Source organism: Pseudoselenomonas ruminantium, assembly GCF_900113715.1.
Classification (GTDB): Bacteria; Bacillota; Negativicutes; order Selenomonadales; family Selenomonadaceae; genus Selenomonas_A; species Selenomonas_A caprae.
In genome coordinates this window covers 1-21,577 of sequence record NZ_FOQK01000020.1, presented here as the reverse complement: position 1 = coordinate 21,577, position 21,577 = coordinate 1, and the positions used below count along the sequence as shown (strand labels likewise).

The following is a 21,577-nucleotide window of genomic DNA, read 5'->3' as shown; positions in this document are numbered from 1 at the left end:
GAATAGATGGGAATGAATACATTGATAGATAAGAATTTCGTTGCCGCCTGCCGTGAGTTCCTGCAGGCTGAACAGGTGCTGCTCGATGAACCGATGCGCCTGCATACGACCTTTGAAATCGGCGGCCCGGCTGACTGCCTGATCTTTCCGGCCAATATGGCCGAGACGCAGCGCATCTTGAAACTGGTCAAGGAATACAAGCTGCCCCTTACGCTCCTGGGCAACGGCTCGAACATGCTGGTGCGCGACAAGGGCATCCGCGGCGTAGTGGTGAAGTTCGCGGAGCCGATGTCCTCGATCCGCTGCGAGGGCACGCGCATCATCGCCGGTGCCGGTGCGCTGCTGAAGGATGTCTCCGAGTGCGCAGCGGCCCATGGCCTGACTGGTCTCGAGTATGCCTGCGGCATCCCCGGCAGCATCGGCGGCGCGGTCTTCATGAACGCCGGTGCTTACGATGGCGAGACGAAGAATGTAGCCGACTGCGTGCGGGCCGTAGATGCCGAGGGCAACATCCACGAGTTTTCCAAGGATGAGCTCGAGCTTGGCTACCGCCACAGCGTCTTCCAGACGAATGGCGAGGCCATCTGTGAGGTCGAGCTGCAATTGCAGCCAGGCGACGAGCAGGAGATCCGCGCGAAGATCGCCGACTACACCCAGCGCCGCGAGAGCAAGCAGCCGCTCGAGATGCCGAGCGCAGGCAGCACCTTCAAGCGTCCCGAAGGGTATTTCGCGGGCACGCTGATCGACCAGACGGGGCTCAAGGGCCTGATGGTCGGCGGTGCACAGGTATCGACGAAGCATGCCGGCTTTGTCGTCAATGCCGGCGGTGCGACGGCAGCCGATGTGGTGAACCTTATCCATGAGGTGCAGCGCCGCGTCAAGGAAAAGCATGGCGTTGAGTTGCAGCCAGAGGTCCGCATGCTCGGCGAAGAGTAAAGCAGAACAAAAGCAAACGGAAAGCCTTCCCTGTATGCGGGAAGGCTTTTGTAGTGGAAAAAATACGGCGAGGAGGAAGTTGCTGGCAGGATGGCGAATATTCGTTATAGGAGATGTGGAAGGAGGGTGTCATGAAGAAGGAAGGAAAGGAACTGCGGGCTATCCTGTCGGCGCTGTCGGACCTTTATATATCGCTGCAGGTCATCGATCTGACGACGCTGGCCAGCGAGACGGTCAAGACGGATTTCCCCTTGCAGGAAATGGGGGCAGGGGCGGCGTTCCAGGAACAGTTCTATGAGATCATACGGCAGGTCGTAGCCCCCGACTATCTGCAGCAGATGCTTGACTTCGTGACGCTCGGTACGCTTGCCAGCCGTCTGCAGGATAAACGGCAGATCGCGGTCGTTTTCCGCAACAAGCAATTCCAATGGCGGCGGGCCTGTTTCATCCGCATCGATGAGGAGGAACCGCTGCTGCGCGTACTTTATGCGGTAGAGGATATCGAAAATGAAAAGGCACGTGAACATATCACAGCCGAGATTGCCAGTGTCCTTTCCGAAAGCTATTCTTCTATCGTCTATGTGAACGTCGCTGATGCGCGGGTCTATCCGCTTTGGATCAGCCATGTCAGCGAAAAGTTTGCCCGCTTTTTGCGGCAGCGGCCTGTCGCCTATGATGTGTTCCGTACTTATATCGATACCATGGTGTATGCGGAAGATCAGGCCGGGATGCGGCGTTTCCTGTCGCGGAAATATATCTTTGACTGCCTGGACCGCGAAGGACAGATCGTTTACTCCTATCGTACATTGCGTGACGATACCCTTGTCTATTATCAACTTAGAATCGCGGCCTTTGATGAACGGCGCAAGCTTATCTTTGCGTTCGAGAATATCGACCAGGATTTGCGCCGCCAGCAGAAGCTCATGTCGGAGCTCGAGCAGCGCAGTGTGCTTCTGCGCGGCCTGTCCAAGGAATACAGCTCTGTCTGGCTCGTAGATGTGCGGACGGAGACGGTTTCCATGGTGATGAACAACAGCAACTCCAAGACGACAAATGCCTTTATCAAGGCGCTCAAGGGCATGGATTATTACAAGGTTACGAACGAGTATATCGACCGCGTTATCGTTCCTGAACAGCGTGAGGAGATGCGCCGCAATTGGCATTTGGGCAATCTGCGCGATAAAGTATGCAAGGATAAGATCTATACGCTGAATTATACGCGGCTGACCTATGAGGGCAAACGGCAGCATTATCAATGCTGCTATATCAAGGATGCAGATGCGGATAGCTATGAATACTTTATCTGCGGGTTCCGCAATATCGAATCCACGATCCAGCAGGAGCAGGAAAAGCAGCGTGAGCTCGATGCGGCGCGCAAGGCGGCGGAAGCTGCCAACGAAGCCAAATCAAGATTCCTGTTCAACATGAGCCATGATATCCGTACGCCACTCAATGCCATCATCGGCTTTACGGAAATGGCCGATCGGGCGCCGGAGGACCTTGCCAAGCAGGCCAAGTGCCGGGCGAAGATCCTTTCGGCCAGCAATCAGCTGCTGTCCATCCTCAATGATGTGCTCGAGATGGCCCGCATCGAAAACAATCGGATTGTCATTGATGAGCAGCTGGTCGATATGCAGGAGTATTTGCGGCTCTCGACGACCATTTTCGATGTGCAGATCGCGGAGAAGCAGCTGACCTTTGAGAAACACAATGATTTTCAGCATCGCTATCTCTATGTGGACAAGACCCATGTGTCGGAAATCTTCATCAATATCATCGGCAATGCCATAAAATACACGCCGCCTGGCGGCCGCATCGTAGCGTGCTTGCGTGAGCTGCCGGGCAGAAAAAGCGGGGAATGTATCATCGAAGTGGTGACCCGCGATACAGGCGTTGGCATGACCAGGGAGTTCTTGCAGCATGCGTTCGATCAGTTTGCCCGTGAACGGACGTCCTCGGCCAACGGTGTGCAGGGCACAGGGCTCGGGCTGGCAATAGTCAAGCGGCTGGTCGGGCTGCTGGGCGGAACCATTTCTATTGCGAGCACTCTGGGCGAGGGGACGACGGTGACTGTCCGTCTGCCGCATCGCATCGGGACGGCGGCTGAAATCGAGCAGCAGAGCATGAAGCGCAGCGACGATGCGCAGCTGGCCGGCCGCCATATCCTGCTCGCGGAGGACAACGAGCTCAATGCAGAGATTGTCATCGCGCTGCTCACAGAGGTTGGCTGCAAGGTCGACTGGGCACAGGACGGGCGGATATGTGCCGAAAAGCTGCAGGCAGCATTGCCCGGAAGCTATGACCTCATCCTGATGGATATCCAGATGCCCCATATGGATGGCTATGAGACGACGCGCTATATCCGCCGCCTGCCCGACAAGCGGCAGGCAGGAATCCCGATTCTGGCCATGACGGCAAATGCATTCAAGGAGGATGTGGATAATGCACTGGCGGCAGGGATGAATGGCCATTTGGCAAAACCTATCGATATCCCCAAGCTCATGCAGACATTGAAGGTTTTATTGCACTAGATAGGGAAGGAGAGGATCGTTATGCGGTTGGAATTCTTAGGTGCAGCACATACGGTAACAGGGTCCTGCTATTTGCTTTCTTCGCGGGAGAACAAGTATCTGATCGATTGCGGCATGTTCCAGGGCTCACGGCGCATCCGTGACCTGAACTTCGAGGAATTTGATTTCAGTCCGGCAGAGATTGACGCGGTGCTGCTGACTCACGCGCATATCGACCATTGCGGCTTGATCCCGAAACTCGTGCGGGAGGGGTTCTCGGGCAGCGTCTATGCTACGAAGGCGACCTGTGACCTGGCGCGCATCATGCTGCCAGACTCGGCCCATATCCAGGAGTATGATGCGGAGCTCACGAACCGCAAGAACCAGCGGCGGGGCGAGACGCCTGTGCAGCCCATCTACTCCATGGAGGATGCCGAGGCGGCCATCGAGCACTTCGTGCCGATGCCCTATCAGGTGAAATTCTCCCTGGCTGACCACATCGATGTGACCTTCTACGATGCGGGCCATATCTTAGGTTCAGCTATTGTCGAGATCGTTGTCAACGAAGATGGCAAGACGACAAAGCTCGTTTTCTCGGGGGACCTCGGCCAGCCGGATCAGCCCATCATCAAAGATCCCACGGTGCTCACGGGGGCGGACTTCCTCGTCGTCGAGTCGACCTATGGCGACCGCGTCCATCAGATCTACGACAAGGAGACAGCGCTGCTGGAGATCGTCAACGACACGATGGACCGCGGCGGCAATCTGGTCATCCCGTCCTTTTCCGTCGGCCGTACCCAGACCTTGCTCTACTATTTTTACAACCTCTGGAAGAGCGGGCGGCTGGATGGGGACATCCCCATCGTGCTCGACAGCCCGCTGGCCATCAATGCCACGCGCATCTTCATGCAGAACTTCCAGGATTTTGACGAAGAAGCTGTCAGGATGTTCGGGCAGAGCGGCAAGATGATCGAGTTCCCGCAGGTCCGTATCTGTGAGACGGCGGAGGAGTCGCGGGCGCTGAACAGCTCCGAAAGCTCGCAGATCATCATCTCGGCCTCGGGCATGGCCGATGCAGGCCGTATCCTGCACCATCTGAAGCACAATCTCTGGCGGCCGGAGTCCACCATCCTGTTTGTCGGCTATCAGGCCGAGGGCAGCCTGGGGCGGCGCCTGGTCGACGGCATCAAGCGCGTGCGCGTACTCGGCGAGGAAGTGGCCGTCAAGGCGCAGATCCAGATGCTCGATGGCTTCTCGGCCCATGCCGATGCCAATCAGCTCATGGATTGGATCGATAAATTCCAGAGCCCTAAGCCGGCAAAGGTATTCATTGTCCATGGTGAAGCCCAGGGGCAGGAGGCCTTGAAGAGCCGCATCCAGAAGGAATGCGGCGAGGAGGTCTACATCCCGTTCCGCGGCGATGTGGTCAAGATCACCGGCCGGGCCTCGGAACTCCAGCCCTCTTCCATCCCCTCCGTCTCGGTGGAGATGGAGATGGAGGAGCAGCTGCGCATCTTCGATGCCGAGTACCGCAGCCTGCGGCGCAAGGTCATGCAACTGGTCATCCGCCAGCCCAAGACGATGGAGCCCCTCATCAAGACCATCACCAAGGGATTCAACTATATGAAGAAACTCTTTGCACCATTTAATATTTGATTTTTTATACAAATTAATATTTGATTTTTTATACAAAAAACGCCAAAAAAGTGTATAATATAACATTGACCATATGAGTTCATACTGATAAGATAAATATTACTAATACAATCGGGCAATGAAATTATCCGTGGTTGGGGGTGTTATGCACAATATGGAACAAATAGAACAAATCGAGTGTGTCAAGAAAATCACCAACGCCTGGGAACCGAAGCTTTGCCGTGCTCCGGTCAACGGAGAGATTCCGGTAACGATGGAAGTCTATCATGAAGGGGCCAAAGAGCCGGAACGCCAGAAGATAAGTCTGGAGCAGGCCTTTGATTATATCAGCAGTATGGCTGCCGTTATGGATATCAAGGCGATGCTGCGCGATCTTGATCATATCACGATCCGCAGCGCCGTGGATGACCGCCTGATCTACCGTGTCACGGCACGTTATGGATATGCCGAGGAAGAATTCGTTCCGTCGGTCATTTGATTGGATACGCTGGGCTTGCGAGCTGCACTTGGTCTGCAGCTCGTTTTCTTTTGCCAGCGCAACAAGGATTTTTGCCAAGAATGACGAAATTATATGGTGATTGGAATGTTTGTTAGGAATATTGTGGAAAAGGAATGAGCTTAGTATGCGATTATTCCCGTATAACCTGCAGGATGCGAGCGGAATCGGAGCCTGTCTGGAGCAATTCGCGCAGGAATGCCCGCCGGAATATGAATCGATCCTGTGCCTGATATTCTCTGCCGATGACAAGACGGAGCACATCGAGACGATGACGCAAGCCATCCATGCGCGGCTGCCGGCGGCGCGGATTGCTGGCTGCACCTCATCGGGCGAGATTGTGAATGGCGAGCTGCGGCTGGATTCCATACAGGTAAGTTTCCTGGTCTTTGCGCGGGCAAGCGTGGCGGTCCATCTTTTTGACTGCGGCCAGCTTACGATGGATGAGGCGGCAGAGAGCTTGCCGGACCTTCTGGACGGAGAGCCGTTAGCTGGTGTGGGCATCCTGACGACGCTCAAGACGCTTGGCGATATCCATGCCTTTACCGATGTGCTGTCGGGCCTTCCGGAGGAAGTGCCGGTCTTTGGCGGTTCATCGGATTCGTATATCAATAAATCTTCATATGTCAACGATGAATACACCTGCGTTTTTGATGGGAAGTCCTATACCAATCAGGGCATCCTCGTCATCCTGTTCCGCGGGCAAGACCTCCATATCCGTGTCAAATCGTATAATGGCTGGAAGCCATTGGGGGCCGAGGCGGTTATCACCGGCATGGACGGCTGCAATGTGGTTACGCAAGTCAACCATAAACCCGTCGTAGCGCTTTATGAGAAGTATCTCGGCATTGCACCGGGCGAAAAATTCTTCCGTGCAATCCTTCCGTTCCCGGTGATGATCGAGCGTGATGAGCAGCCCGTGGCGCGCATGGCGATTTCTTATCAGGCCAATGGTTCCATGCGCTTTGGCGGCGATTTTTCCCTGGGGGAACATGTGCGGCTGGGCTATGGCGATCCCATCAATATGCTGCAGGAGGGCTTCCGTAATATCGAAGGGCTGCGAAATTTCCAGCCCGAAGGCATCCTGCTCTTTTCGTGCATTGTCCGGCGCATGTATCTGCGCGATGATGTGCGCATCGAGCTGCAGCCGTTTCGTGATATCGCTCCTTCGGCGGGCTTCTATACGTATGGGGAGCTGCAGCGCTTTGACGGGCATTCCCAGGTACATCTGCTGAATGGTTCGCTGGTGACAATCTGTTTCCGCGAGGGGCAGCCCGCAGCTGCTCCAACAGCGATACCTTCCCCGCAGAAACTCTCGTTTCACGACGAACGCATTTCGCTGATTACAGGGCTCGCGCATTTCGTTTCGGTCACCAGTGCCGAGCTCGAGCAGGCCAATCAGGCGCTGACGCTGCTGGCGGATACCGACCGGCTCACGGGGCTTTTGAATCGCGGGGCTGTCGAGCAGATCCTGATGAATGAGATTGAGCGCAGCGATACGAGCAGCGATCTTCATCTGGGTGCAATCATGGTCGACCTCGATCACTTCAAGCATATCAATGATACGTTCGGGCACGAGGCTGGCGATGAGGTACTGCGGCAGGTGGCCAAGATCATGCAGAATGCCCTGCGCAGCTCGGACTTCGTGGGCCGCTGGGGCGGCGAGGAATTCATGCTCGTGCTGCCGGGCTGCCATATCGATGACGCGATCATGGTGGCCGAGCGCATCCGCCAGCGCATCGAGGCAGATACCAGGCTTCCCGACGGCCGGCATGTCACGGCAAGCCTGGGCGTGACGGTGGCGGGCAGCAGCGATACGCTCGATGGCCTCTATGGCCGTCTCGACGAAGAACTGTATAAAGCAAAGCATCGCGGACGCAACTGTGTGTCGGCCGCACGCTAAGAGCAGCAGCTTGTAGGAGGAATCTATGGATATTCAATGGTATAATCTCGTCATTTGGTATTTTGTCAGCATCAACGTCATCGCGGTTATTGTCTATGGTGCCGACAAGCTCTGTGCCATGCGCCAGTGGTGGCGTGTGCCGGAGTTTACATTGCTCGGCCTGGCCTTTATGGGCGGCAGCATCGGAGCGCTTGCAGCCATCCAGCTGTTCCGTCATAAGACGCAGCACATCAAATTCCGCTATGGCATACCGCTTATCATCCTGTTGCAGCTGGCGGGTTTTGCTTATATTTGCTGGGCGGTACAGACTGGAAATGTTTGATTTGTCCACTCCAAGCGAAAAATAAGGTCATATGTCCTTGAAATTTTTGACTTTTGCCTTGCATTTCTTGACATGTCAAGTTATAATGGTAAACAAAGCAGACGAGAGCTGCTCAAGGACAAGAGAATACATTACCTTTTAAAATGCGTACCGCGATGCGCATAAGGGAAGCAATATACAACGCTATAAGTTTATCGTAAAGCTGGGGCTTTCTTATGCATACGCATAGGAGAGCCCCTTTTTTGCTAGGCGCGACAAAAAGGCAATGGATATCCCTTGAAAGTTTATGCATAAGTAATGTATAATTATGATTGTCAACATGTTAAGGAGTGATTGACTTGGGAAAAAATAATGTATCCTTGCGAGGCAAGAACGTCCTGGGCCTGGAGGATTTCAGCCCGGAGGAGATTCGTCTCGTACTTGAGACCGCGAAGGAAATGAAGAATATCATCCACCGCGATATCAAGAAGGTACCGACACTGCGCGGAAAATCCATTGTCACGCTGTTTTACGAGCCGAGCACGCGCACGCGCACGTCGTTCGAGCTGGCCGGCAAATACCTCGGTGCCGATGTGGTAAATATCACGGCGGGTACCAGCTCCATCGTCAAGGGCGAGAGCCTGCGCGATACCCTCTACACGGTGGAGGCCATGGGCGTCGATGCCATCGTTATGCGCCATAAGGCCGAGGGTGCCGCTGAATATGCCGCCCGCGTCGTAAGCCCTGTGATCCTGAACGCCGGCGATGGTGCGCATGCACATCCGTCCCAGGGCCTGCTGAATCTCTTCACGATCCAGGAGCACAAGGGACATCTCGAGGGGCTCAAGGTCGCCATCATCGGCGATGTGCTGCACAGCCGCGTGGCGCGCTCGGATATCTACGGCATGCGCAAGATGGGCATGGAAGTCCATATCGCAGGGCCGAAGACGCTGATTCCGCGCTTCCTCTATCAGGAGCCGGGCGTCATTGTCCACGAGCGCATCGAAGATGCCATTGCCAATGCTGATGTCATCGAGGTGCTGCGCATCCAGCTCGAGCGCATGAAGGGCGGCTTGTTCCCGACGACGCGTGAGTATGCGCGCATCTTCGGCCTCAACGACATGCGCCTGAAGCTCGCCAAAGACGATGTGCTCATCCTGCATCCGGGCCCGATGAACAAGGGCTGGGAAATTTCTCCGTTCACTGCCTATGGTGACAACTCAGCCATTCAGGAACAGGTCCAGAATGGTGTCGCAGTCCGCATGGCACTCTTTACCTTGGTATTGACGGGAGGAAAACAGGAATGAAACTTTTGCTTAAAGGCGGCCGCGTCATCAATCCGGCCGAGAAATTCGATAAAATCGCCGATGTTCTCGTCGAGGATGGCAAGATAAAGGCAATTGGCGAAAACCTGGAAGCTGCTGGGGCAGAGGTCTACGATGCCACGGGCAAAGTCGTGACGCCGGGCCTTATCGACCTGCATGTGCATTTCCGCGAGCCAGGCCAGGAGGCCAAAGAGGACTTCGAGTCCGGTGCTAAAGCCGCCGCCGCTGGCGGGTTCACGACGGTCTGCACGATGCCGAACACGAAGCCGGCAGTCGATGATGCCGCCATGGTGCGCAGCCTCGAGAAACGCGCCGAGGATGTCGCCAAAGTCCATGTGAAAATCATCGGTGCGGTGACGAAGGGGCAGGAAGGCAAAGAACTGGCCGAGCTTGGCGATATGATCGAAGCTGGCGCCGTAGCTTTCTCCGATGACGGCCACTACGATCAGAAGGCCAAAGTGCTGCTGAATGCCTTTGACTATCTGCATACGTTTGACAAGGTCATTGTCAACCACGACGAAGAGACGTCGCTCGTCGAAGACGGCGTGATGAACGAAGGCCACCGCAGTGCAATGCTCGGCCTCAAAGGGCGTCCGACGGTCGCTGAGGACATCGCCGTAGCCCGCGACATCATGCTGGCCGAGTACGCTGGTTCCCGCGTCCATGTGGCCCATATCAGCTCGGCCCGCGCGGTGGACATCGTGCGCCAGGCCAAGAAACGCGGCGTGCGCGTCACCTGCGAAGTCACGCCGCAGCATCTGACCATGACCGACGAATGCGTCAACCTGTTTGACACGTCAACGAAAATCAATCCGCCGCTGCGCGCGCAGAAGGACTGCGACGCCCTGCTGGAAGGCCTCAAGGACGGCACCATCGACGCGATCGTCACCGACCACTCCCCGCACGCACAGGAGGACAAGGACCGCGAGTACATCTACGCGCCCAGCGGCTTCCCAGGGCTTGAGACATCCCTGGGCATCATGCTGACGGACCTTTACCACGCAGGCAAGCTCGACCTTGCGACCATCGTTTCCAAGATGACCTGTGAGCCGGCTAAGGTATTCGGCATGGATGCTGGTACGCTGGCAGTGGGCAAGAGCGCCGACATCACGGTCATCGATCCCGAGCTTTGCTGGACGGTTGACGAAAAGAAATTCTACACGAAGGGCAGCCATAGTCCGTTCATCGGCCGCGAGCTCAAAGGCAAAGCGGTACTGACGGTCGTTGCTGGCAAGATTGTCATGCAGGATGGCGAAGTTCTTTAAATATATGAGGTGATTTCATGAAAGGTAAATTGATCCTGGAGGACGGTACCGTTTTCCACGGCAAACTTTTGAATAATATCAAGGCAACCGGCGAGGTTGTTTTCAATACAGGCATGACGGGCTATCAGGAAAGCCTGACCGACCCATCCTACTGCCGTCAGATCCTGACGCTCACGTACCCGATGGTCGGCAACTACGGTATCGCGGACCTTTTCATGCAGTCGCGTAAATCTTTTGTCAACGGCTTCGTCATCGGCGAGCTTTGCGAGATGGGCAGCAACTGGCATTACGAGACGAGCCTTGCAGACTTTTTGACGAAGCAGGGCGTACCGTGCCTCTACGATGTGGACACCCGCGCCGTCACCCGCAAGATCCGCTCGGCCGGCACCATGAAGGGCATCATCGTGTCCGAAGATGCCGCCCAGACCGAAATCGATGAGCTCTTCGCTGTGCCCATCAAGAAGGATGTGGTCATGGAAGTCACGACGCCTGAGGCATACACCATGGAGGCTGAAGCCGCTGATGCACCGCATGTCGTCGCCATGGACTTTGGCGTCAAGCAGAATATCTTAAAATCGCTGCACGACCTTGGCTGCAAGCTCACGGTGGTGCCGGCCCATACGACGGCGGAGGAAGTCCTGGCTCTGCAGCCGGACGGCATCTTCCTTTCGAACGGCCCTGGCGATCCGGCAGACGTTCCGGAAATCGTCGAGGAAATCAAAAAGCTCATCGGCAAGAAACCGATTTTTGGCATCTGCCTTGGACATCAGCTGCTCGCGCGTTCCTTGGGCGCTAAGACCTATAAGCTCAAGTTCGGCCACCGCGGCTGCAACCAGCCGGTCAAGAACCTCTTGACGGGCCGCGTGCAGATTTCCTCGCAGAACCACGGCTATGCCGTCGACGAGGAATCGCTTAAGGATCTGCCGCTCGAAGTCACGCATATCAATGTCAACGACGGCACGGTCGAGGGCATGCGCCATAAAGACCTGCCGATTTTCTCGGTACAGTACCACCCGGAGGCATCGCCGGGACCGGATGACAATATGTATCTTTTCGATCAGTTCTGGACGATGCTCAAGGGGGAATAAACTGTGCCAAAGAAAGAAAATCTCAAAAAAGTCATGGTTGTCGGCTCGGGCCCGATCATCATCGGGCAGGCCGCAGAATTCGACTACGCCGGCTCGCAGGCCTGCCGTTCGCTGAAAGAAGAGGGGCTGGAAGTCGTCCTTGTCAACTCGAACCCGGCCACCATCATGACCGACTCGCATATCGCCGACCGTGTCTATATTGAGCCATTGACGCCGGAATTTCTCGAGGAAATCATCTCGAAGGAGCGCCCGGACGGCTTACTCGCCACGCTGGGCGGCCAGGCTGGCCTGAACCTTGCGGTGCAGCTTGCCGAGCGCGGGGTACTCGAAAAGTACGGCGTCGAGCTTCTCGGTACGCCGCTTGAGGCTATCGAAAAGGCCGAAGACCGCGAAATGTTCAAAGAGACGATGCAGAAACTCGGCGAGCCGATTCCTGAGTCCACCATTGTCGAGGATGTGCCGTCGGCAGTCGAATTCGCCAACGAGATCGGCTACCCGGTCATCGTGCGCCCGGCCTACACCATGGGCGGCACCGGCGGCGGTATCGCTGAGAACGAAGAGGAGCTCATCGATATCGTCATCAAGGGGCTCAACTACTCGATGATCGGCCAGGTCCTCATCGAGCGCAGCGTGGCGGGCTGGAAGGAAATCGAGTACGAAGTCATGCGCGACGGCAATGACAACTGCATCACCGTCTGCAACATGGAGAACTTCGACCCGGTGGGCGTCCATACGGGCGACTCCATTGTCGTGGCACCGTCCCAGACGCTGACGGACCACGAATATCAGATGCTCCGCAGTGCTTCCTTGCGCATTATCCGCGAGCTCGGCATCGAAGGCGGCTGCAACGCGCAGTATGCCCTCGACCCGAACAGCAACAAATACTACGTCATCGAGGTAAACCCCCGCGTCAGCCGTTCGTCGGCACTGGCTTCGAAGGCGACGGGCTATCCGATTGCCAAGGTTTCAGCCAAGATTGCCATCGGCTATACGCTGGACGAAATCACCAATGCGGTCACGCAGAAGACGAAAGCCTGCTTCGAGCCGGCCCTTGACTACTGCGTCGTCAAATTCCCGCGCTGGCCGTTTGATAAGTTCGTCTATGCAGACCGCACGCTGGGCACGCAGATGAAGGCAACGGGCGAGGTTATGAGCATCGACCGCCACTTCGAAGGCGCCATCTTGAAGGCTGTGCGTTCGCTGGAAATCGGCGTACACCGCCTGCATATGGATAAGATGGATGCCTGGGATGACGAGCGCGTCAAGAAGAACCTGGCGCGCATCAACGACGAGCGCATCTTCGTCATTGCCGAGGCACTGCGCCGCGGCATCGCCACCGTCGATGAAATCCATGCCATCACGAAAGTTGACAAATGGTTCATCCATAAAATCAAGAACATCACCGATGTCGAGACGACGCTTAAGAGCGAGCCTCTGACGCCAAAACACATGCTGGCGGCTAAGAATGTAGGCCTTGCCGATGTCTCGATTGCCGAAATCACGGGCAAATCTGTCGATGAAATCCGCACGACGCGCAAGAGCATGGGCATCCTGCCGGCCTACAAGATGGTCGACACTTGCGCCGCTGAGTTCGAGGCCGCTACGCCGTACTACTACTCGACGTTCCGCGCTGAGCAGGACGAGGTACAGACGTCGAACGCCCGCAAGGTCATCGTGCTTGGCTCGGGTCCGATCCGCATCGGTCAGGGCGTCGAATTCGACTACTGCTCGGTTCACTCGGTCTGGGCACTGCGGGAGATGGGCATCGAGGCCATCATCATCAACAACAATCCGGAGACGGTATCGACGGACTTCGATATCTCCGACCGCCTGTACTTCGAACCGCTGACGACCGAGGATGTACTTAACATCATCGACAAGGAAAAACCGGAAGGCGTTATCGTCCAGTTTGGCGGTCAGACGGCAATCAACCTCGCCGCCTCGCTGCAGAAGGCAGGCGTCAAAGTGTTCGGCACGTCGGTTGACGATATCGACCGCGCCGAGGACCGCGAGCGCTTCGACGAAGTCCTCACGCAGACGCAGATTCCGCGTCCGCAAGGCATCAGCGTCACGAATCTTGAGGATGCCATCACGGGAGCTGCCAAGATCGGCTATCCGGTCATGGTCCGCCCGTCCTATGTCTTGGGCGGCCGCGCGATGGAAATCGTCTACAACGAAGACGAGCTGCGCGACTACATGAGCCGCGCCGTAAAAGTCACACCGGATCATCCGGTACTCGTCGACCGCTATATGCAGGGTACCGAGGTCGAGGTAGATGGTATCTCCGATGGCGTCGATGTGGTCATCCCGGGCATCATGGAGCACGTCGAGCGCGCCGGTGTCCACTCGGGCGACTCCATTGCCGTCTATCCGCCGCAGACGCTGCCGTCGAAGGTCATCTACACGATTATCGACTACACGAAACGCCTGGCGGTTGCCCTGCATGTCAAAGGCCTCCTAAACATCCAGTTCGTCGTCGCTGACGGCGAGGTCTACATCATCGAGGTCAACCCGCGCTCCTCGCGTACGGTACCGTTCCTCTCGAAGGTCACGGATGTCAAGATGGTCAATCTGGCCACGCGCATCGCAATGGGGAGCACGCTCAAAGAACTTGGCTACAAGTCCGGTCTCGTACCGCCGAAACCGTATGTCGCTGTCAAGGCACCGGTCTTCTCCTTTGCCAAGATGACCGATGTGGATATCGCCCTCGGACCAGAGATGAAATCGACGGGCGAGGTCATGGGTATCGATTACCATTATGCCCGCGCCCTCTACAAGGCTATCATCGGCTCGGGCACGCATGTGCCGACGAAGGGCTGCGTGCTCTTCACCGTAGCTGATAAAGATAAAGAAGAGATGAAACAGCTGGCCAAGGCCTTCTCGGAGCTTGACTTCCAGATTGCCGCTACCGAAGGCACGGCCAAGACCATCCAGTCGATGGGCATCGATGTCGAAGTCGTCGGCAAAGTCCACGAGCGCAGCACCGATATCATCGAACGCATCAAGAGCGGCAAGATCAATATGGTCATCAATACGCTGACCCAGGGCAAGCACTCCGTAAAGGATGGCTTCAAGATTCGTCGCGCAACGGTAGAGCATGATATCGCCTGCCTGACCTCCCTCGATACGGCCTGGGAAGTCCTGCGCGTGCTCTCCTTCATGCGTGAGCGCCGCCTTGTCTACAGCCTGGCCATTCAGGATTATGTCGGTGGTGGTGATGGCCTTGCCTAAGAAAAAAGTAACGGTTGACTTTCGTATCGTAAGCCAGCGGGAGCTTTACGACCAGGTATTCCAGCTGGTCGTAAAGGCCCCCGAAGTGGCTGAGCTTGCCGAGGCTGGTCAGTTTGTGCAGCTGCGCATTTTAAATGGCAGCTGCCTGCTGCGCCGCCCGGTCGGCATTGCCGCTGCCGATAAGGACAAGGGCACCGTGGCCTTTATCTACCGCGTGGTGGGCAAGGGCACGAAGGCCATATCGGAGCTAAAAGCCGGCGATACCATAAATGTTCTTGGACCTCTTGGTCATGGCTTTGATACTGCAGCGAAAAAACCACTGATTGTGGGTGGTGGCATGGGACTTTCCCCAGTGCTCTTTTATGCAGCTGCCATGCAGGGCAAAGCCGATGTGCTCATGGGAGGAAAGACCGCCGGGGAGCTTTTCTGGCAGGATTTATTCACGGGCAAGGTACAGGAAATCTTTTGTACCACCGATGATGGCAGTCTTGGCACGAAGGGCTTTACCACGACGCTTCTGCCCGAGCTCTTGGAAAAGAAAGACTATGACCTTGTAGTCGTTTGCGGCCCCGAAATCATGATGAAGGGCATTGCGAAAATTGCCAAGGAGCATGGACTGCGCTGTCAGGTATCGCTGGAAAAACGCATGGGCTGCGGCCTGGGGGCCTGCCTGTCCTGTTCCATCGATACGACTGACGGTAAACGCAAGAAGGTCTGCAAGGATGGCCCGGTATTTGAGGCAGGGGAGGTGTTCGCATGAGTCAGGTCATGCAGGAAAAAGATGCAAAACTGCATACGAATCTGGCGGGCATTGCCATGAACACGCCTGTGCTCACAGCCTCGGGTACCTTCGGCTTTGGCGAGGAGTTTGCCGACTTTGTCGACCTCTCGCGTCTTGGCGGCGTCATGGTCAAAGGCACAACGCTGAAGCCTCGCCGCGGCAACGATGGCGTGCGCATCACCGAGTCGCCCATGGGCATGATGAACTGCATCGGCCTGGAAAATCCCGGTGTTGAGGTATTCTTAAAAGATACGCTGCCGCGTATCGGCCAGTATGGCATGAACGTCATCGTCAACATCTCGGGCAGCACCGTCGAGGAATACGGCGTACTGGCTGAGATGCTCGATGTCGAAGGCGTCGCCGCCATTGAGCTCAATGTCTCGTGCCCCAATGTCAAGGAAGGCGGCATCGTCTTCGGCACGGACCCGAAAGCGGCGGCCGCCGTGGTACGCGAGGCCAAGAAACATACAAAGAAACCGGTCATCCTGAAGCTGTCGCCCAATGTCACGGATATCGTGACGATGGCCAAAGCCTGCGAAGATGCCGGCGCCGATATCCTGTCGCTCATCAATACGCTTATGGGGATGGAAATCAACATCCATACCCAGCGGCCGACGCTGGGCAATATCACGGGCGGCCTTTCGGGCCCCTGCATAAAGCCCGTGGCTCTGCGCATGGTCTGGCAGGTTGCTCGCGCCGTCAAGGTGCCAATCATTGGCATGGGCGGCATTTCCTGCTGGGAGGATGCCGTGGAGTTCTTCCTGGCTGGTGCCAGCGCCGTGGCGGTCGGTACGGCAAACTTTGCCGACCCGGCCGTGACCATGAAGATCTGCGATGGACTCAGTGATTATCTGGCAGATCGCGGCCTGGAAAGTATCCAGGATATCGTTGGCAAGGTCCAGATTGGTTGATTCAGAAATGATAGAAGTGAAAGGAGCACGTTATGGCAGATGAACGTTTGATTGCAGCCCTTGATTTCCATACGATGGAGGATGTCAAGGCGCTCGTCAATACGCTGGGAGATAGCGTATCCTATTATAAAGTCGGCATGGAGCTTTTCTACAGCGTCGGTGGCGACGTGGTAAGATGGCTCAGTGCTCAGGGGAAAGATGTATTCCTGGACCTCAAACTGCACGATATCCCCAACACGGTAGCTGGAGGACTGTGCTCGCTGATGGACTTAGGTGCCACGATGCTCAATGTGCATGCTGGTGGCGGCTATACCATGATGAAGGTCGCAGCGGAGCGCCTGCACAAGGAGGCCGACAAGCGCGGCATTCCCTGCCCGAAGCTCATTGCCGTAACGGTACTTACGAGCATCAATCAGGAAGACTGGGAAGGGCTCGGCCAGGAACTGCAGATAAAGAGCGCTGTCGTGCGCTATGCAAAACTGGCGAAAAAAGCGGGGCTTGACGGTGTCGTGGCCTCGCCGCAGGAAGCTGCGCTTATCCGCGAAGCTTGCGGTCCGGATTTCCTGATCGTGACGCCGGGCGTACGGCCCGAGGGCGCAAGCGTCGATGACCAGAGCCGCATCGCAACGCCGGCTAAGGCTTTGCAAAATGGTGCCAGCCATCTCGTCATCGGCCGCCCGATTCGCGCTGCGAAAGATCCCAAGGCCGCAGCCGAGGCCATCCTTAAAGAAATGGAGAGTGTAAGATAAATGACAGAAGCAGAAGTTAAAGAATTGCTCGTAGAGAGCCATGCCATCATGGACGGACATTTCGTCCTGACCTCGGGCCTGCACAGCCCGCATTATGTAGAGAAATTCAACGTACTCCAGAAACCGGAGTACACCGAGAAGCTCTGCAAGGCCATGGCCGAGAAATTCAAGGATGCCAACATCGAAACCGTTGTCGGCCCGATGACGGGCGGCATCCTGCTGGCCCACGAGACCGGCAAGGCATTGGGGACGCGTGCCATCTTCACCGAGCGCGTCGATGGCAAGATGACCTTCCGCCGCGGCTTCTCGCTGCATGAAGGCGAACGCTGCTTGATTGTCGAAGATATCGTAACGACCGGCGGCTCCATCAAAGAAGTCATCGAAGTCGTCAAAGCCCACGGCGGCATCCCCGTAGCCGTCAGCATGCTCGTCGACCGCAGCGGTGGCAAAGCTAACTTCGGCGATGTCCCCTGCGAGGCACTCCTTCATATGAACGTCGAAACCTATAAGCCAGAAGAATGCCCGCTCTGCAAGCAGGGCATCCCGATGACCAAGCGCGGGAGTACGGGAAAATAAGGATATTTCCTTGGATATTTTTAGTCTTCATAGCAGCAAATAAAAAAATCCCCAGCGCACGCGGATATGTGTGCTGGGGAAAAGAAAAAGCCTTAGGTAGCGACCCTAAGGCTTTTTCTTATTGGACGTGACACTCTATTGGCAGTATCACAAACCTCTTAGCTGGATTTATTATATCATGGTATTGCATTTCCTTCAAGCAATATCATATAATATATCATGCTGCGCACCTCATACCTGCAGAAGGAAGGAGGTGCGCAGCAACAGCACAAATGCTTAGGATCGCAACCTGAGCGCAGGCCCGGCCGTATGGTCGGGCTTATTTTTTACGGATTGCACCGCTTGCATGGGACATAGCCTGCGGCGATAGCGTCATCCCGGTTGCTGAACTCGACGAACCTTTCCGGATGCTTTATTGTGGAACAACTGGAGTAGTGGAACTTCATCGACTTCGGGTTGCCAAGGTAGTCTGATGCCAGGGCGGGGGTAGCTATTGATACGCAGATAGAAGCCAGCGTGGCTAATGCTATTTTTTTGAACATGAGAGGTACTCCTTTGGGAAAAGTCTTGGGACGTGACTCTAAGGCTGATTTTTATAGGATGTGTGTTGCTGAGCGGTTTATTCAATAGTAGTGCCGCGAAAGGTCGATAAGGCCCGTTTTCAGCAGGTGCAGGAATTCTGGCTGGGAGATGTGCTCAGCGGTTACGGAAAAGAGCATGCCGTTTACCGACCAGTGGGCTGCATAGCCATCCTGCTCTGCTTTGGATAGGGCGGGGACTTTGGCGATGGCAGTTTCGATGCCATCGATGTTTTGTTTTTCCCATTTGACGCCGTAGATGCCGCTGATGTCAGCGGTTTTCTGCGTGGCAGCTTTGGCACTGCGGATGGCGAGCTTGGTCTGCGGATTTGTGCTTGACGTATACCGGATATCGGCAAGGTCTTTGTGGTAGATGAACACGCTGCTCGTGTAGTAGCCGGAGATTTCTGGCAGGTAGAGCGGCGTAAAGCCGGCTGCCTTGCCTGCGGCAAGGACGTTATCGTATTCGATCATGGGATTTGGCAGGCCGACGGATGCAGCTGCGGCCGAACCGCTGCCCGTCGTTCCGAGCAGTAAAGCACCAGTCGTCAGGCAGACGGCTGCTGGTCTGGCAAAATACGCAATCCAGTTTTCTTTCACAGTAATCACTCCTGTATAAAAATAAGATGGATAATCGCTATCCCTGCAAAGCTGACGTTCCATCTTTCGGTACTAAGGATAGCACACCGTGATATGGATTTCAACGCGAAAAGTTTTGCTTACGCATGCGCTGCTTATAACGGCTATGGTATAATAGGGAAAGAGGACATTTGAAATAGACGAGTTTGTTTTTATTCATGGAGGAATAAATCATGCGGATTTTGAATGATTCTACTGCCAGCCTGACTGGCAGTATCGCGAAGGCGTCCTATACGGCTGCGGCGAAGAAACCATCACTAGCGAAAGATAAAGTAGCGCTGGATACGGCAGAGATTTCGGATGAGGCGCGGGTCATGCAGGAAAAGCGGCAATTGGCAGAGCCGGCTGACTTACAAGATTGGAGCGATGTAATCGATCGCGGCAATGGCAAGTTCACGGCACGTTTTCACAGCGCTGCCGAGATTGCAGGCATCGTAAAGCGCGGCTATCTTATGGTGAAGGGACAGCGCGTGACGCTTGACAAGCAGCAGCAAAAGGAGCTGCTCGCCGCAGGCAGGCAAATGGAAAAAGACCGGCAAAATGTCATGAACCAGTTCATGCTGGAAGAGCAGCTTGCAAGTGCCCGCCAGTCCGCCGACAGCTGGAAGAAGGCGGCGCAGCAGCAGTCCCGTGTGATGCAGACGGCGATGCGCATTATGCATGGCCGTCATGTTTCGGGGGCCGATGAAAAGGAACTGGCCGAGGCGGCGCCGGAGCTTTATAATATGGCCAAATCGGCCGGGACACTCGAAAAGCTCAAAGAAGACCGTGAGCAGCGCGAACGCGACCGCAAGCTGTCAGAAGCCAATGAGCGCCAGCGCGCGGAGGAAAACGAGCCCAAGGACTATTCTACCAAACCGCTTAGCGCCTACCCAACCTATGAGACGGAGCTGGCGATTGACCTTAGCGGCGATGAGCCACTGGCCGGGGCAGCCGGTGAAGTGACTATCCCGCCAGCAGAGGCATAAGAAGCGAGGCGAAAGGACCGAGAATGACTGAAGAAAACGAATGGGACAATATCCTGCATATCCGTACGACCGGCAGGGACGACAGCATAGCCGATTTGACGCGCTATCCTTATGAGCCCACCGATTACTGCGTATTGGAGCGGCTCGCTGGCAGCGGCTATTTTTCCAAGCGCAATACGCTTTTGGACTATGGCTGCGGCAAGGGACGCGTGGATTTCTTCCTGGCCTATCAGACCAAGTGCCGCTCCATTGGCATCGAGTACAACGAGCGCCTCTACGCGCGGGCGGTGCAGAACAAGGCCAATGCCGTAGCGGGTGGCAGGGTGAGCCTGACGCTTGTCGATGCCACGGAATACGCTGTGCCCGCAGCTGTTGACCGCGTGTTTTTCTTCAATCCGTTCTCGGTGGAAATCCTGCGCGTCGTTATGGATCATCTGCAGGCGTCTTATCAGCAAACGCCGCGGGAAATGCTGCTGTTTTTCTATTATCCTTCCGTTTTTTACCGCCAGTATCTGGCAGCTGAGAGCAGGCTGTCCCTGCTGGCGGAGATTTTCTGCGGGGATTTGTTCAAGGAATCGGATGGGCGCGAGGAAGTGCTCGTCTATCAGTTTTCCTGCCCGGATGATAGTTTTTGACGAAAGCAAATGGAGGAGAGCCAATGAATGAGAACATCGTAAAACGCAACGAACTGCTCGCGCAGACGGTAATCAAGGGGCTGCAGTCGCGCAACATGGAAGGCTTTTATGCCGCGAGCAAAGAAGAAGCGCTGAAAATTGCCCTGGAGCTTATTCCTGCGGGCAGCACCGTCACGATGGGCGGCGGCATGAGCGTGCATGAAATCGGCCTGCCAGCGGCTCTGGAGGCGGGAAACTACAACTTTATCGACCGCGATAAATTCGAGGACCGCCGGCAGGCGATGCTGCTGGCCTACGATGCCGATGTATTCCTGACGAGCACCAATGCGATGACCAAAGATGGCGTGCTCGTCAATATCGATGGCAATGCCAACCGCGTATCGGCCATCGCCCAAGGCCCGAAGAAAGTTCTCTTCATCGTCGGCCTCAACAAGGTCTGCGGCGACCTCGACGGGGCGATGAAGCGTGCCCGCAACGTGGCAGCGCCCATCAATGCCCAGCGCTTTGGCCTCGATACGCCCTGTGCCAAGACCGGCGCCTGCTTTGATTGCAAGAGCCCGGACACCATCTGCTGCCAGTTCCTCATAACGCGCTATTCGCTGCACAAGGGCCGCATACAGGTTATCCTCGTCAACGACGATCTCGGCTTTTGACAACAAGATAATATAGTAACTGAAAAAGCCCATTAGCAATGAAATTGGTGTGCTCCCCGTCAAGTGGACAGGTAAAAAAATAAAAATATTCATTGCTGCTCGCAACTAATGCGAGCAGCTTTTTTCATGCAGCTCCAACCAGTTTTTCGTGGTACTCACTTGGGGTTCGTATGCCTAAATGACGCTGTGGTCTGTCATAAGTGTAATATCTTATATATTCCTCAATTGACTCAACCAACTCTTGCCGAGAAGTAAATCTGCGCCTGTAGTACATCTCGCGCTTCAAGATACCCCAGAAGCCTTCCATGGGGCCATTGTCTAGGCAATGTGCTACACGGGACATGCTTTGTGTCATACCGGCCTGTTCAATTTTGGC

At 55.6% G+C, this 21,577-nt stretch carries 20 protein-coding genes; 17 read left to right on the top strand and 3 right to left on the bottom strand.

Annotated elements, in window-relative coordinates; all coding sequences use genetic code 11:
• Nucleotides 1-6 precede the first annotated feature (6 nt).
• From murB to pyrE, 14 genes are all read left to right on the top strand, one after another.
• Nucleotides 7-936 (top strand): UDP-N-acetylmuramate dehydrogenase, encoded by a 930-nt coding sequence (murB, locus tag BM181_RS10590; RefSeq protein ID WP_371263033.1) that lies wholly within the window; start codon nt 7-9, stop codon nt 934-936.
• Nucleotides 937-1,067: 131 nt separating this feature from the next.
• Nucleotides 1,068-3,467: a hybrid sensor histidine kinase/response regulator gene (locus BM181_RS10585; RefSeq protein WP_177207200.1), complete on the top strand. Its 2,400-nt coding sequence runs from the start codon at nt 1,068-1,070 to the stop codon at nt 3,465-3,467.
• 21 nt (nt 3,468-3,488) lie between these two features.
• Entirely contained in the window at nt 3,489-5,102 is a 1,614-nt protein-coding gene (locus BM181_RS10580; protein WP_075444759.1) for an MBL fold metallo-hydrolase RNA specificity domain-containing protein, read from the top strand.
• A 154-nt stretch (nt 5,103-5,256) separates the two neighbouring features.
• Complete coding sequence (locus BM181_RS10575; protein ID WP_143092167.1) at nt 5,257-5,580, top strand: hypothetical protein; 324 nt, start codon at nt 5,257-5,259, stop codon at nt 5,578-5,580.
• Between the two features lie 145 nt (nt 5,581-5,725).
• Nucleotides 5,726-7,501, top strand: coding sequence for a sensor domain-containing diguanylate cyclase (locus BM181_RS10570; RefSeq protein ID WP_075444755.1), 1,776 nt, complete (start codon nt 5,726-5,728; stop codon nt 7,499-7,501).
• A 25-nt stretch (nt 7,502-7,526) separates the two neighbouring features.
• Nucleotides 7,527-7,823, top strand: a complete 297-nt coding sequence (locus BM181_RS10565; RefSeq protein WP_075444753.1) for a DUF1294 domain-containing protein — start codon at nt 7,527-7,529, stop codon at nt 7,821-7,823.
• 338 nt (nt 7,824-8,161) lie between these two features.
• A complete protein-coding gene (locus BM181_RS10560; RefSeq protein ID WP_075444751.1) occupies nt 8,162-9,109 on the top strand; it encodes an aspartate carbamoyltransferase catalytic subunit in 948 nt (315 codons plus the stop codon).
• Entirely contained in the window at nt 9,106-10,392 is a 1,287-nt protein-coding gene (locus tag BM181_RS10555; protein WP_075444749.1) for a dihydroorotase, read from the top strand. Before BM181_RS10560 ends, BM181_RS10555 begins: the two co-directional genes overlap by 4 nt.
• Nucleotides 10,393-10,409: 17 nt before the next feature.
• Nucleotides 10,410-11,480 carry a glutamine-hydrolyzing carbamoyl-phosphate synthase small subunit gene (gene carA, locus BM181_RS10550; protein ID WP_075444747.1) on the top strand — a complete coding sequence of 357 codons (1,071 nt, stop codon included), beginning with the start codon at nt 10,410-10,412 and terminating at the stop codon, nt 11,478-11,480.
• A gap of 3 nt (nt 11,481-11,483) precedes the next feature.
• The gene (gene carB / locus BM181_RS10545; RefSeq protein ID WP_075444745.1) at nt 11,484-14,711 is read left to right on the top strand and encodes a carbamoyl-phosphate synthase large subunit; all 3,228 of its coding nucleotides are present in this window, start codon (nt 11,484-11,486) and stop codon (nt 14,709-14,711) included.
• Nucleotides 14,698-15,471, top strand: a complete 774-nt coding sequence (locus BM181_RS10540; RefSeq protein ID WP_177207202.1) for a dihydroorotate dehydrogenase electron transfer subunit — start codon at nt 14,698-14,700, stop codon at nt 15,469-15,471. The genes carB and BM181_RS10540 overlap by 14 nt, the downstream gene beginning before the upstream one ends.
• Nucleotides 15,468-16,403: a dihydroorotate dehydrogenase gene (locus BM181_RS10535; RefSeq protein ID WP_075444743.1), complete on the top strand. Its 936-nt coding sequence runs from the start codon at nt 15,468-15,470 to the stop codon at nt 16,401-16,403. The genes BM181_RS10540 and BM181_RS10535 overlap by 4 nt, the downstream gene beginning before the upstream one ends.
• Nucleotides 16,404-16,435: 32 nt before the next feature.
• Nucleotides 16,436-17,152, top strand: coding sequence for an orotidine-5'-phosphate decarboxylase (gene pyrF, locus BM181_RS10530; protein ID WP_075444740.1), 717 nt, complete (start codon nt 16,436-16,438; stop codon nt 17,150-17,152).
• Nucleotides 17,153-17,728: an orotate phosphoribosyltransferase gene (gene pyrE / locus BM181_RS10525; RefSeq protein WP_075444738.1), complete on the top strand. Its 576-nt coding sequence runs from the start codon at nt 17,153-17,155 to the stop codon at nt 17,726-17,728.
• A 326-nt stretch (nt 17,729-18,054) separates the two neighbouring features.
• Here the strand turns inward: pyrE and BM181_RS15600 are convergent, their stop codons facing one another.
• Entirely contained in the window at nt 18,055-18,174 is a 120-nt protein-coding gene (locus tag BM181_RS15600) for an Ada metal-binding domain-containing protein (protein WP_255449251.1), read from the bottom strand.
• A 177-nt stretch (nt 18,175-18,351) separates the two neighbouring features.
• Nucleotides 18,352-18,906, bottom strand: coding sequence for a hypothetical protein (locus BM181_RS10515; protein WP_075444734.1), 555 nt, complete (start codon nt 18,904-18,906; stop codon nt 18,352-18,354).
• Between the two features lie 212 nt (nt 18,907-19,118).
• Between BM181_RS10515 and BM181_RS10510 the strand changes: the two genes are divergently transcribed.
• Genes BM181_RS10510 through BM181_RS10500 form a run of 3 tightly spaced genes read left to right on the top strand, consistent with a single transcriptional unit; the run spans nt 19,119 to nt 21,201 of the window.
• Complete coding sequence (locus BM181_RS10510; protein ID WP_075444732.1) at nt 19,119-19,913, top strand: hypothetical protein; 795 nt, start codon at nt 19,119-19,121, stop codon at nt 19,911-19,913.
• Nucleotides 19,914-19,936: 23 nt separating this feature from the next.
• Complete coding sequence (locus tag BM181_RS10505; RefSeq protein ID WP_075444730.1) at nt 19,937-20,548, top strand: SAM-dependent methyltransferase; 612 nt, start codon at nt 19,937-19,939, stop codon at nt 20,546-20,548.
• A 23-nt stretch (nt 20,549-20,571) separates the two neighbouring features.
• Nucleotides 20,572-21,201 carry a lactate utilization protein gene (locus BM181_RS10500; RefSeq protein WP_075444728.1) on the top strand — a complete coding sequence of 210 codons (630 nt, stop codon included), beginning with the start codon at nt 20,572-20,574 and terminating at the stop codon, nt 21,199-21,201.
• A 124-nt stretch (nt 21,202-21,325) separates the two neighbouring features.
• On the opposite strand, the gene BM181_RS10495 is transcribed toward BM181_RS10500, so the two are convergent.
• Nucleotides 21,326-21,577 (bottom strand): IS3 family transposase (locus tag BM181_RS10495; RefSeq protein WP_143092166.1); only part of this gene is annotated, 252 nt, incomplete at its 5' end.